Genomic DNA, 12,438 nt, shown 5'->3' with positions numbered 1-12,438 from the left:
GTTCCGGGGCGGCGGGTTTCGGGGCGGCGGGTTTCGGGGCGACGGGTTCGGGGAGGGCGCGGAACAGCAGCCAGCTCAGGGCAGGCATGGCTATCAGAGGTGTCAGGGCCGTCCGCAGGGAGGTGGCGTCGGCCAGGTGTCCCAGCAGAGGGCTGATGAGGCCGCCGATGCTGACGGTGAGGCCGAGGGTGACGCCGCCGGCTGTACCGATACGGGAGGGCAGGTAATCCTGGCCCAGGGTGACCTGGAGGGAGAAGGGGACGTACAGGCCGACGGAGGTGAGGCCCACGAAGAGGAACATGGCCGGGCCGGGTGCGTAGATCACTCCGGTCACGGCGGCGACGGACAGCAGGTAGGACCAGCGGGAGACATGGACGCGGTCGTAGCGGTTGGCCAGCGACCCTCCCAGGACCGAGCCGACTGCGCCGCCCAGGAACAGCAGGAACAGGGCGATGGTGCCCGCGGTGGTGCTGCCCTGCATGCGCTGCTGGGCGTAGAGGGAGATGAAGGTGCTCAGTCCGGTGAAGACGATGGAGCGGAAGACGACCGCCAGGGACAGCTTCACGAACGAGGCCACATCATCGGCGCCCCGCGGTGCCTCCGTCTTGGACGCACCGGCCTCGGGCCGGGCGAGCATCCGGAGGACGGGCACGCACAGAGCGGCGCCGACGAGCGCGGGCAGGACCAGGACGGGCGTCCAGCGCAAGGAGCCGTGTCCGATCACGGCCGACACCATGAGCGGGGCAAGTACGAAGCCGATGTTGCCGCCCAGGGAGAACCAGCCCATCGCGCTGTGACTGCCTTCGCCGGCCAGCCGGGCCACGCGGGCGGACTCCGGGTGGTAGGCGGCCACGCCGATCCCGGAAATGGCGACGAAGGCCAGGGTGAGTCCGTAGGAACGGCTCAGGCCGCTCAGCGCGATGCCCACGCCGCCCAGCAGGGTGCTGACCGGCAGCAGCCACGGCATGGCCCACCGGTCGGTGAGCGCGCCGAACACCGGCTGGGCCACCGAGGACAACACGGACGCGGCCAGCACGATGCCGGAGGCGACCGCGTAGGTGTAGTCCCGTTCGGCCACGAAGAACGGGATCAGCGCCGCGACGGCGCCCTGGTAGATGTCGACGCAGGCGTGTCCCACGGCCAGCAGGGAGACAGACGCATTCCTTCGCACCCGTCCCATGCTGGGAGACGCACTGGGTGTCGCGCTTTCGATAGATTGCCAGGTGATGCAGAAAATCCGCCACACTCCTGTCGCACCGACCCGGACCCGGCGTCTCGCACCCGGCGGAGAGATCGACGCGCACCGCCATGACGACCACCAGATCGCCTACGCCGGCCAGGGCACCATCTCGGTGACCACCGACGCCGGCTCCTGGGTCGCCCCCGCCACCCGCGCCATCTGGATCCCCGCCGGAACGGTCCACCAGCACCAGGCCCACGGCGAACTCGACCTCCACCTCGTCGGCCTGCCCGCCACGGAGAATCCCCTCGGCCTCGACAAACCGGCCGTCCTCGCCGTCAGCCCCCTTTTGCGCGAACTCCTCGTCGAGTACACCCGCGACCCCGGGAACGACAGCCCGGCCCGCCTGCGCCTGCGCGCCGTCATGCTGGACCAGCTCAAGGCCTCCTCCGAACAGCCCCTGCACCTGCCCATCCCCACCGACCCGCTGCTCCGAGAACTGCACGACCTCCTGCGCGCCGACCCGGCCGACAACCGCTCCCTCGACGACTTCGGACGCCAGATCGGCGCCAGCGCCCGCACCCTCTCCCGCCGCCTCCACGACAACCTCGGCCTCACCTACCCCCAATGGCGCACCCAGATCAGGCTCCATCACGCCCTGATCCTCCTGGCCGAGAACACCCCCGTCACCACCGTCGCCCACAGCTGCGGCTGGTCATCCGCCAGCACCTTCATCGATGTCTTCCGCCGCGCCTTCAGCCACACCCCCGGGTCCCGCCCCGCCACCCAGGTGGTCATCTGATGGGTCGAGCCCAGCGCAGTGGATGAGGGGGTCAGGTGATTGCTTCCGGCGACCGCGATCGAACTGGTAGAACCCACAGCAGCCACCTCCGGTGCGGCGCCCGGGGGCTCTGGCGTCTCCCGGCTCAGCGAAGACCGCGCTTCTCGCGTTCGGCTTCGATCAGCTCCTCCATGAGTTCCTCCGGGTCCACCCCGCACTCGGTGTCGTCAAGGGCGTCGTAGTCCTGGGTGCTCAGCGGGAGGCCGAGCTCGGCGAGTTCGGCGGCCAGTCGCGTGAACGCGATTCGCTCGTCGGGCTCATCCTGGTAGCCTGCCCGCTCGGCAGCGGCCCCTTCGGCCAGGGTGCGGCCTACCAGGCTCCGGAAGGTGAACTCGGTGTCCAGCTCTGCGAGAGGCCAGGCGCGGTCCGCGGGCTCGTCAGGGTGCAGCCAGTAGCCGACCCACCCCCTTCCGCCCTTCGCCACGAGCTTGACGTACGTGGCCATTTCCGCGGCTGCGGCGTTGACGGCCTGCATCTCCGGGTCCGCGAGCTCCATTTCGCTCAGATAGCTGGTGTCAAGGAGCGGGTGCACCTCCCCCGCCTCGAAGAAGTCGAGGTCGAGAAGGCGGGTGAAGTCGGTGCGGCCTTCCCACTGCGCCACCAGCAGAACGCGCAGATCGTCGGGGATCGGACGGCCGTCCAGCCGCTCGCGCGAGAACTCGGCGAGCCGTTCGTCGTACATGCGCCCTCTCCAGAGGTCGAAGCAAGATCCTCATGTCAACGTAACAGCGGTGTCTGACGGCTCCAGGAGGCGGAAGCCGCGTGGGAGCGGTTCGTGATCGCCCGTCAGGCGGTGGCATCGACACCCACGAGCTGTACGGGAGGCCCCACTTTCATGCCCTGCCGACCAGGAGATCGCCCGACCGAGTCGGCTGACTCGAACTTACGATCACCAAGATCGATGGAGCAACCGCTGGCTGCCGCACTCAGCGCACGAAGTCCGTTACTGTGCCGTGGTTGTCGGGAGCGGTCAGGCCCCAGAGGATCAGCCCCACGATGATTGCCAGCAGGATCAGCCCCGGCACGTTCTCGGGCCCCCAACTGACGGGCTGTCGAACCGGTGGGCCGGGTGTGGCGTCGTCGCGTGCGGCGTCGGAGTCGGCGCGCTGCCAGGGCGCGACATCGGCCTCACCCCGGGCGATCCGCGCGGCCACGTGGCGTACGTCGGCCGCGTGGTAGGTCGGCTCGCGGGTCAGGTCCAGGGAGGGCGCAGCCGAGGTACGTACGCTGTTGGCCCGCGCCACGGCCCTGATGCTGCTCGGCCTGATCTGCGGCCAGATCTCCCGGACTTCGGCCTTCGTCAGCCAGCCTTCCCCGTCCTCAAGGTCCTGCTCGTCCGCTGCCCCCATTCGAAGTCCGCCCCCTCGCTCGCCGATCGCCCTTGGCTTGATACCCAGACCGCCGAAAGATCACCCGGCCGGGCAGTCACACTCGAACTCACGCCCACCGTGATCGGTGCCCGGCCCGGATCAGCCCGTACGCCAACGCCACGAGCCCACCGATCGACAGCAGCATTCCAGCGGGGTCCAGTGTCCGCAGAGTGGGGCTGCGGAAATTCGGAACCAGCACGGCGAGCCCGACCACGCGTCCGTCGCACCTGTCCGGGCGCCGCTGTTCGTCTACGTCGAGAGCCTGTGCACCGTGTCGTCGCCGGTGACCGCGTACACGTCGATCCGCAGCAGTCGGCGTACGTGCGCGGGGACCCGTTCTGCGGCCTTGACGGACGTCGAGGGCACGACCAATGCGTACCTGGTGCAAGGTGCTTCGTTCGTCATGCGGCGCAGCAGCTGCCCGTAGGCGATGTCCGCGTCGATGCCCTCCTCCGAGGTGCGGCCCTTGACCTCGCAGATCAACCGGTCGTCGCCTCGTACGGCTTCGACGTCGGTCCAGCGGTCCGTGGGGTCGACCGGCGTCCATCCTTCGGAAAGCAGCCAGGTGCGGAAGGCGTCGGCGACGCGGTCTTCGTCGCTGTCACGGTCTTCGTCGCCGGCTGCGTCGCTGTCGGCTGCTTCGTCGCTGCCGCCGGCTTCGTCGCTGCCGCGGGCCAGGAGCTCTCGCAGTGCGGCCAAGTCGGCCTCCTCACTGCGGTGTAGCCGTCCCCGACCGTCCGCGTCGAGGTCGGCAGGTCGGATCACCACCAGCCTCAGGCCGTGTGCGGGGATCTCTGTGTCCCGCCGCGAGTCGTACAGGGCCCGCTGTTCCCCCCGGTGGACGCCACTGACGGTCATCCGGTGCGGTTTGTCGAAGTGAGGCATCGCCTGGTCGTGCTGAAGCTCGCGGTATTCGACCACGAGCCGGTGGCCTGGCCAGTAGGCGTCGACCGGCAGCCTGGCCTGCCGGCCGCTCGTTCCGGGGTCGCCCAACAGCCAGCCGAACTTGTGCTGCGTCAGCGCGGTTTCGCCAAGGACCTGATTGCACAGGCCCACCACGTACGCCTCGTCACTGTCGTCTCTCGTCCCCATGGCCAGACATCCTGCCACCGACCGACGTTCGTCACCGGGGACGTCGGCTGTCACGGACGCGATCGTCCAGCACGTCTTCCGGAGCGATCACCTCGGCGCCGGCACCGTGGCCGGTGGCGAAACTCGCGGCGGACGGCGGGCTCTCTCCCGGGCTCCTTTCGCCAGCGCCTTCAAACCCACGCACGGAACGGCCCCGGCGGGTACCGGCGCAGGAACGGACGCCGAGGGCGGGGAGAGCGCCGTCGGGAAAGGCATCGGATCTGAGTGCGGTCGGCATGCGCGCCGCAGGTTGTGGCCTGCGCAGCGGACTCGATTCCGGCAGCCGGTCACCTCGCCCGTCCTCGGTGCCACGTCGGTGGCGGCTCTCTCGAGCGCTCTGCGGAGCGTCACCGCGTCATACGTCGCCAGGGGGAGCTTCGCGTGGGCACCGCGCATCGTCCGAAGGGGCGGGGAGGCGATCGCCGTGCCGTGAAGGTTCTGTCATCCCGTCCTCGGCCGGCCACACGACGACGGGGCCGGCGGACCTTGGTCCGGACGGGCTACTTCGCCGGGTTCCGATGGTCAGGGGCTTCCATACTGGCAGTCGACAGCCCCGACGGCGGGGCGTCACGAGGAAGGAGTACGAGATGAACCCTCCACCGGCTGCGGAGTCCGGCTGCCAGATGATGAAGCGCCTTGCGAAGGAGCAGGCGAAGAGCATCGAGAAGAGCGAGGAGCACGCGGAGGAGTTCAGGACGAGGATCACCGAGCTGGAAGCACAAGCGAACCCGGACCAGGCGCAGATCAGCGCCCTCAAGCAGGCCCTGGAACAACTGGAGAAGAAGATCGCGGAGGACCGCGTGGCCCTGTCGGACCTGGAGAGCGTGATCAGCGAGAACTGCTAGGTCCCTGACCGGCCGACCTCGGCACTCCACGAGGCCAGGCGCCGGGCCTGCCGCTGGGACAGCCTGACAGCGCTCCCCCACCAGGCCGACGAACACACGCCTTTCGGGATCGAGAACTCGATGGCCTCCGCCTACTGAGCTCCGTGCGGGGCCGCCCGTTCCCCCGTCACCGCTCCGGTGCACGCACGCTCGATCGACGTACGACTCCGCGGTTCGACTGCCTCGGGTGTCGGCGTGCCTGTTGCCGGGACGGCCGTGGCTGTCATGAGTTGCGCGGGGTCACCAGGCCGGATTCGTAGGCGAGGACGACGAGTTGGGCCCGGTCACGAGCGTGGAGTTTGGTCATGGCCCGGTTGATGTGGGTCTTCGCGGTCAGCGGGCTGATCACCATGCGGTCGGCGATCTCGTCGTTGGACAGACCCTGCGCGACCAGGACGACGGCCTCTCGTTCGCGGCTGGTCAGCCCTTCCAGCGCGGCGCCGGCGTCGATGGGGAGCGGCTGGGTGACGTACCGGTCGATCAGCTTGCGGGTGATCGAGGGTGCGAGCAGGGCGTCGCCACGGGCGGCGACGCGTACCGCGTGGAGGAAGTCCTCGGGCACGATGTCCTTGACGAGGAATCCGGCGGCGCCTGCGCGGAGCGCGTTGAAGACGTACTCGTCCAGGCCGTAGTTGGTCAGGATGACCACACGCACCGCGTCGAGGTCCGGCTCCGCGGCGATGCGTCGGGTTGCCTCGATGCCGTCCATGACCGGCATCTGGACGTCGACGAGCGCGATGTCGGGCAGGTGCTCCTTGGCAAGTTCCAGGCCCTCCTTCCCGTTGGCGGCCTCGGCCACCACCTCGATGTCGTCCTCGAGGTCGAGGAGTGCGCGGAATCCGCTGCGGATGAGCGGCTGGTCGTCGACCAGCAGGACACGGATCACGAGGCCCGTTCCACGGGGAGTTCAGCCTGGACGGTGAAGCCGCCCTCGCCGCGCGGTGCTGCCTGGAAGCGGCCGCCGAGGGCGGTGACGCGTTCTCGCATCCCGAGCAGTCCCATGCCGGGCGGCGGGGCGGCGTCCTGCGTGGCCCTGCCGTCGTCGTCCACCTGCAGGGAGACCACGTCCGGGCGGTAGGCGATGCGGACCGATGCCTTGGTGGCGTCCGCGTGACGGGCGATGTTGGTGAGGGACTCCTGAACGATCCGGTAGACGGTCCGGCCCACCGCCGCCGGTACGTCGTGCCGCTGCCCCTCGATCGTCAGCGTCGCCGCGAGGCCGCTCCTGCCGGCCCGCTCCACCAGCTCCGGGACATGGCCGAGCCCGTGCGGCGGGGTCGTGTCGTCGTCGCGCAGCGCCTCAAGCGTCGCGCGCAGCTCCCTCGCCGCCTCGCGTCCCGCCTCCCGGATCGCCAGCAGGGCCTCCGGTACCTGTTCCCCGCGCTTGCGGGCCACATGGACGGCGACTTCGGACTGCACCTTGATGACGGAGATCTGATGGGTGAGCGAATCGTGCAGCTCCCTCGCGATGTGCAGCCGCTCCTCGTCGGCACGGCGCCGCGCGGTCTCCTCGCGGGTGCGCTCGGCTTCGTCCGCTCGCCGCTCGGCCTGCCGCAGGGCTTCGCCTGCGGCGCCGGCGGCGATCAGCCAGGCGATCTCAAGGGCACCCCTGGCCTGGGCGAACGCCTCTCCCGTGTCGTGCAGGCCCGAGGCCAGGGCCGCGAGCGGGAGGGCCGCCAGGACGGCCACGCTCGTCACCACCGTGACGAGGCGGTGTCCTGCCCGCATCGCCGCGTACACCGCGAAGAGGAACGCGACGGCAGCCACGTCGAACCCCGCGGCCTGGTACCCCACCGCGCACAGCCCGCTGACGGCCAGTACGGGAACCGGAGCCCGGCGGCCGGCGGCCAGCGCCAGGCCCCCGACCACCAGCAAGGCGTATCCGAGGAGGTCGAGGCCCGTGAAGGAGTGGTGCGAGGACATCCCGGTGACCAGCAGCGCCGCCGCCACACCGCCGGCTGTCAGGCAGTCTCTGACCTCGGCGCGAACGCCGAACCGTCCTTTGCTCATGCGCGAACCGTAGCCGGATGCCGCCGCGGGCGAATCCCACGCGGGGACGAGCGGCCGACTACCGCGTACGCAGTACCTTCGCGGCTCCTGCCGCTGCCGCGGTAGCGCGAAATGCCTGCGCCTGCCGGACGACCTTCCGCCGGCCGCCCGACATGCTCGGAGGACATCCAGTCGTGGGAAGTGAAGGAGCACCTCGATGTCCGCTCGTCGCCTGTTCGTTGCCGTCTCGGCCACCCTGTCCGCGGGTCTCGGTCTTGCCGCGCCGGCAGCAGCACACGCCTCCGTCCAGCCGGTCGCCGCCAGTGTCTACGACTTCAGCCTCGGGCGACTGGGGGCCACCACGGGCGGTCTGCTCGGGCTGGCCGGCGTGGTCGTCGCCGTGCTGGCGCTGGCACGGCCCGCCGGCCCTCTCGGCACTGCCCGCCGGCCGCGCGGGGCCATGGCGGCGGGGCTCATCGCCATGGTCCTCGGAGGGCTGGTCGCGGCCACCGCCGACGGTGGTCTCGGCACCGGCAACGGGCTGGGCGGAGCCTACGTGGCCCTGCTGCTGGGGTTGATCAGCACAGCCCTCGGCGGCCTCGCCCTCAGGCGCTCCCGCCACGCCGGGTGACGGGCTGACCGGCCGGCCCGGGTGACCGGCTGGCCCGGATGACCGGCTGGCCCGGGTGACCAGGTAGCCGGGTGACGGATGACCGGCTGACCGGCCGGGGGGCGACCGGCTGGGCGGCGACCGGCCGGGCCCATGCCGAAAACACCTCCATCAGGTTCAGGCGATTGATGCCCATGCGCTGCACGGACACTGCTGTAGCATGTCATCCAATCGATGACGTGCATGATGTCGTCGATGCGATGACAGTCCGAGGGGAGGTACCCATGCCCGCAGCCGACCAGCCGTCCGCGACCAGCACCGGCGCCCACAGCCCGGCGTCCTTTCTCGCCGCCGCGGCGGCCCTTGCCGCCATGGACGACGCCCTGCGTGATGCCCAGCACGAGACTCCCGACGCCACCGGCCCCGGTCCTGAGCAGGCGCTGGCTTCCCTGATGCTGCTGCGGCAGGTGCGAGAGCAGCTCGCCGGCTGGGAGACCGGGCTGATCGAAACCGCCCGCGAGGCGGGCGCGAGCTGGGCCGATCTCGCCCGCCCCCTCGGGGTCTCCAGCCGCCAGGCCGCCGAACGCCGGTACCTGCGCGGCCGCCCCGGCGCCGTCGGCGCCACCGGCGAGCAGCGCGTGACGGCCACCCGCCAGGCCAGGGCCGCCGAACGCGCCGCATCCACGTGGGCCCGCGCCAACGCCGCCGACCTGCGCCGCCTCGCCGGGCAGATCACCGCGCTCGCCCACCTCGCGCCCGAAGCGCGCTCAGCTCAGGACGCCCTGCATGCCGCCCTCGGCGCCACGGATGCCGCCGAGCTCATTGGCCCCTTGACCGGCATGCGCCCCTACCTCGGCACCGACCACACCGACCTCGTCACCCGTCTGGAAGCCCTCCACGACCACCTCACGGCGACATCGGCTGACGATGACTGACTCCTCTCACAGAGAGTCGCAGAACGCCGGTGCGATCCGGCCTGCCGCGCACCGCGCCGACGGCGGGCGACGACTCACATCGGCCCTCTTCCTGTCCGTTCATGACGTTCCCGCAGAAAGGGCCCCCCATGGGTAGCAGTGTCGAGACGCTGGAATTCCAGGCTGAGACACGCCAGTTGCTCCGATTGGTCATTCACTCGATCTACTCGAACAAGGACATCTTCCTGCGCGAGCTGATCTCGAACGCCTCCGACGCACTGGACAAGCTGCGGCTGGAATCACTGACCGACTCCAGCCTCGTCGACATCGACACCACCGGCCTGCACATCTCGTTGGAGGTCGACAAGGACGCCCGCACCCTGACCGTCCGTGACAACGGGATCGGCATGACCCGGGACGATCTCGTGGACCTGATCGGCACCATCGCCAAGTCCGGCACCGCCGGCCTGCTGGAGAAGATCAAGGAATCCAAGGATGCCGCCACCGCCGAGAGCCTGATCGGGCAGTTCGGCGTGGGCTTCTATTCCGCGTTCATGGTCGCCGACAAGGTCACCCTCCGCACCCGGCGGGCGGGGACCGACTCCGGTACCGAGTGGGAGTCCGACGGCGAGGGCGCCTACACCATCCAGTCCGTCGACGGCCTGCCCGTGGGCACCTCGGTCACCCTGCACCTCAAGCCCGCCGACAGCGAGGACGGGCTCGCCGACTACCTGTCCGAGTCGAAGATCCGTCAGATCGTCAAGCAGTACTCGGACTTCATCCGCTGGCCCGTCCGAATGGCCACCGAGCGTACCGACGCCGAGGGCCAGACCACCCACGAGGTCGACACGCTCAACTCGATGAAGGCGCTGTGGGCCCGGCCGCGCTCCGAGGTGACCGAGGACGAGTACAACGAGTTCTACCAGCAGATCAGCCACGACTGGCTGGCACCGGCCGAGACCATCCACATGCGCGCCGAAGGCACCTTCGAGTACGAGGCGCTGCTGTTCATCCCCTCGCAGGCACCCTTCGACCTGTTCTCCCGCGAGACCAAGCGCGGCGTGCAGCTGTACGTCAAGCGGGTGTTCATCATGGACGACTGCGAAGCGCTCATGCCCGACTACCTGCGCTTCGTCAAGGGTGTCGTGGACGCCCACGACCTGTCGTTGAACGTCTCCCGCGAGATCCTCCAGCACGACCGCCAGATCCGCGGCGTGCGTCGTCGCCTGGTCAAGAAGGTCCTCGGCGCCCTCAGGAACATGCAGTCCAAGGACGCCGAGCGTTACGCGAAGGTGTGGGCGCAGTTCGGCCGGGCGCTGAAGGAAGGCCTGGTCGAGGACACGGACAACACCGAGGCACTGCTCGAGCTGGTGTCGGCCGCCTCCACGCACGACCCGGAGAAGACGACCACGCTGCGCGAGTACGTCGAGCGCATGAAGGACGGACAGGAGGCCATCTACTACCTGACCGGCGAGACCCGCGCGATGGTGGAGAACTCCCCCCACATGGAAGCCTTCGCCGCCAAGGGGTACGAGGTCCTGATCCTCACCGACCCCGTCGACGAGGTGTGGGTGGACCGGGTCCCGGCCTTCGACGGCCACCGTCTGCAGTCCGTCGCCAAGGGCCAGGTCGACCTCGACGCCTCCGCCGACGGCGACCAGGACACCGACGCCGAGAGGGCCCAGCGCGAGCAGGACTTCGCCGCCCTGCTGCCGTGGCTGACCACCACCCTGTCCGAGCAGGTCAAGCAGGTCCGCCTGTCGTCCCGCCTGACGACCTCGGCGGCATGCATCGTCGGCGACGCCCACGACGTGACGCCGACCCTGGAGAAGATGTACCGGGCGATGGGACAGCAACTGCCCACCGTCAAGAGGATCCTGGAACTCAACCCCGCGCACCCGCTGATCACCGCCCTGCGCACGGCACACGACGCCAATGCCGACGACCCCGCACTGGCGGAGATCGCCGAGCTGGTGTACGGCAGCGCGCTGCTCGCCGAAGGGGGCGACCTGCCCGACCCGGCCCGCTTCACCCGGCTGCTCACCGACCGCCTGACCCACACTCTGTAACCACGGGAACGGCCCCGCGCGACCCGAACGCCCGGACACACCCACGCCCGCCCTTGCCACCCTCGCCCCCACGAACAACACGAGGCGATACTCCGTACGGAGTGCCGGGGCGGGGCGGGCGTGTTCGGGCTGCCCGCCCACCGCACAGGTCTTCGCCGAGCACCCCATCCCACTCGGTGTCGTTCGGCTCGGGACCACAGGGGCGGGTGGTGGCGGTACGACTGCCCCCGCCACGGCCTGTCAGACCGGGAGCCCGGCTCTCGCCGTGCCCAGGACCCGATGACCTCGCCCGCCGTCCCCGTAGCTCCAGCGACGCAGCTCACCGCCCGAGGCGGGACGTGGCGAGGTCCGAGGTGACGACCCCCGGCCTGTACGAGGTCACGACGGCGCGCTCGTAGCTGCGGGAGGACATGCCGGCACCGGCCGTCCTCGGGCTCTCGCCCGAAGGGGCGACGAGACACCGCCAGTGGGCTGAGATCGCGGAAGGAGGGCGCGACTCGGCCGCCAACCCGGGGGAAAGTGCCTGGATGACGTGGCTTGCGACGCCTGCGGGCGCTGTCCTGGTGCTGTTCATCCTCCGGGACGTGTTCCACACGCTCTGGCACCCGACCCGTCACGGCGGTCTGAGCAAGCTGGTCATGGTGTCCCTGTGGTGGCTGTCTGCCCGCCTCGGCGGACGGTGGCGGCCGGCCGGTCTCGCGGGCCCGCTCGGAATGGTGACGGTCGTCGCCGTCTGGGCGCTCACCGTGGCCGTCGGCTGGGGGCTCGTCTACTGGCCTCACATGCCGGAGGACTTCTCGTACGGGGCGGGGCTCGTCCCGGCCGAACACGCGGGCCCGGTCGATGCCTTGTACATCTCCCTGGTGACACTGGCCACACTCGGGCTGGGCGACATCGCCCCGACCTCGGGATGGCTCCGTGTGCTCACCCCCATCGAGGCCCTGGTGGGCTTCGTGCTGCTGTCGGCGACCGTCGCCTGGATCCTCGGCATCTACCCGGCGCTCGCCCGCCGCCGCGCTCTGGCCCTGCGGCTGTCCCACGTACGCCGCAGCGAGGCGGCCACCGCCCGGGCACTCGACTCCGACGGGGGCGCGGCGCTCCTCGACGGGCTCGCCTCGGCCCTCTCCACGATCACCATCGACTTCATGCAGTACGCCGAGTCGTACTACTTCCAGGACGGCGACGACAACACGTCCCTGCCCCGGCAGCTCCCCTACGTCCTCGGCCTCACGGACCAGGCCGCCGAGGCACACCACCCCGACGTCCGGCTCTCCGCGTCGGTACTGCGCAGGGCGCTGGAGGACCTGGCGGTCGTGCTCGACGAGCGCTTCCTGCGCACGGGCAGGGGGCCCGAGCGGGTCTTCGCGGCCTACGCCACCGACCACGGGCGCGCCCACGGGGCGTACGGCTGCCCTCCCCGGGCCGACGCGAGCGGGCCGTCCTGAGAGAC

General features: G+C 70.3%; 12 protein-coding genes. 6 read left to right on the top strand and 6 right to left on the bottom strand.

The genetic code is table 11. The features are described from left to right. Window positions 1–1,171: MFS transporter (locus AOK00_RS19545; RefSeq protein WP_055601592.1), on the bottom strand; the 1,171-nt coding region annotated here is incomplete at its 3' end. A gap of 55 nt (window positions 1,172–1,226) precedes the next feature. On the opposite strand from AOK00_RS19545, the gene AOK00_RS19540 reads away from it, so the two are divergent. Continuing rightward, the gene (locus AOK00_RS19540) at window positions 1,227–1,982 is read left to right on the top strand and encodes an AraC family transcriptional regulator (RefSeq protein WP_055601590.1); all 756 of its coding nucleotides are present in this window, start codon (window positions 1,227–1,229) and stop codon (window positions 1,980–1,982) included. A gap of 124 nt (window positions 1,983–2,106) precedes the next feature. Here the strand turns inward: AOK00_RS19540 and AOK00_RS19535 are convergent, their stop codons facing one another. From AOK00_RS19535 to AOK00_RS19525, 3 genes are all read right to left on the bottom strand, one after another. Beyond that, window positions 2,107–2,703: a hypothetical protein gene (locus AOK00_RS19535; protein WP_055601589.1), complete on the bottom strand. Its 597-nt coding sequence runs from the start codon at window positions 2,701–2,703 to the stop codon at window positions 2,107–2,109. Between the two features lie 244 nt (window positions 2,704–2,947). Then, a complete protein-coding gene (locus AOK00_RS19530) occupies window positions 2,948–3,370 on the bottom strand; it encodes a hypothetical protein (RefSeq protein WP_055601588.1) in 423 nt (140 codons plus the stop codon). Between the two features lie 270 nt (window positions 3,371–3,640). Next, complete coding sequence (locus tag AOK00_RS19525) at window positions 3,641–4,450, bottom strand: hypothetical protein (RefSeq protein WP_254047422.1); 810 nt, start codon at window positions 4,448–4,450, stop codon at window positions 3,641–3,643. Window positions 4,451–5,109: 659 nt separating this feature from the next. Here AOK00_RS19525 and AOK00_RS19520 point away from each other — a divergent pair. Beyond that, window positions 5,110–5,367: a hypothetical protein gene (locus AOK00_RS19520; RefSeq protein WP_055601586.1), complete on the top strand. Its 258-nt coding sequence runs from the start codon at window positions 5,110–5,112 to the stop codon at window positions 5,365–5,367. 262 nt (window positions 5,368–5,629) lie between these two features. Here the strand turns inward: AOK00_RS19520 and AOK00_RS19515 are convergent, their stop codons facing one another. Beyond that, window positions 5,630–6,292 carry a response regulator gene (locus AOK00_RS19515; RefSeq protein WP_055601585.1) on the bottom strand — a complete coding sequence of 221 codons (663 nt, stop codon included), beginning with the start codon at window positions 6,290–6,292 and terminating at the stop codon, window positions 5,630–5,632. Next, window positions 6,289–7,416, bottom strand: a complete 1,128-nt coding sequence (locus AOK00_RS19510) for a sensor histidine kinase (protein WP_055601584.1) — start codon at window positions 7,414–7,416, stop codon at window positions 6,289–6,291. Before AOK00_RS19510 ends, AOK00_RS19515 begins: the two co-directional genes overlap by 4 nt. Window positions 7,417–7,612: 196 nt before the next feature. Here AOK00_RS19510 and AOK00_RS19505 point away from each other — a divergent pair, with 196 nt between their 5' ends. From AOK00_RS19505 to AOK00_RS19490, 4 genes are all read left to right on the top strand, one after another. After that, window positions 7,613–8,026, top strand: coding sequence for a DUF6223 family protein (locus AOK00_RS19505; protein WP_055601583.1), 414 nt, complete (start codon window positions 7,613–7,615; stop codon window positions 8,024–8,026). A gap of 263 nt (window positions 8,027–8,289) precedes the next feature. After that, the gene (locus AOK00_RS19500) at window positions 8,290–8,940 is read left to right on the top strand and encodes a hypothetical protein (protein ID WP_055601582.1); all 651 of its coding nucleotides are present in this window, start codon (window positions 8,290–8,292) and stop codon (window positions 8,938–8,940) included. Between the two features lie 128 nt (window positions 8,941–9,068). Then, window positions 9,069–10,988, top strand: coding sequence for a molecular chaperone HtpG (htpG, locus tag AOK00_RS19495; RefSeq protein ID WP_055601581.1), 1,920 nt, complete (start codon window positions 9,069–9,071; stop codon window positions 10,986–10,988). Window positions 10,989–11,515: 527 nt separating this feature from the next. Then, window positions 11,516–12,433 carry a potassium channel family protein gene (locus tag AOK00_RS19490; protein ID WP_055601580.1) on the top strand — a complete coding sequence of 306 codons (918 nt, stop codon included), beginning with the start codon at window positions 11,516–11,518 and terminating at the stop codon, window positions 12,431–12,433. Window positions 12,434–12,438: the final 5 nt, after the last annotated feature.

Origin of the sequence: Streptomyces aureus (genome assembly GCF_001418135.1) — a bacterium.
In the GTDB taxonomy this organism is placed as follows: Bacteria; Actinomycetota; Actinomycetes; order Streptomycetales; family Streptomycetaceae; genus Streptomyces; species Streptomyces aureus_A.
This window is presented reverse-complemented; position numbering and strand designations above follow the sequence as displayed.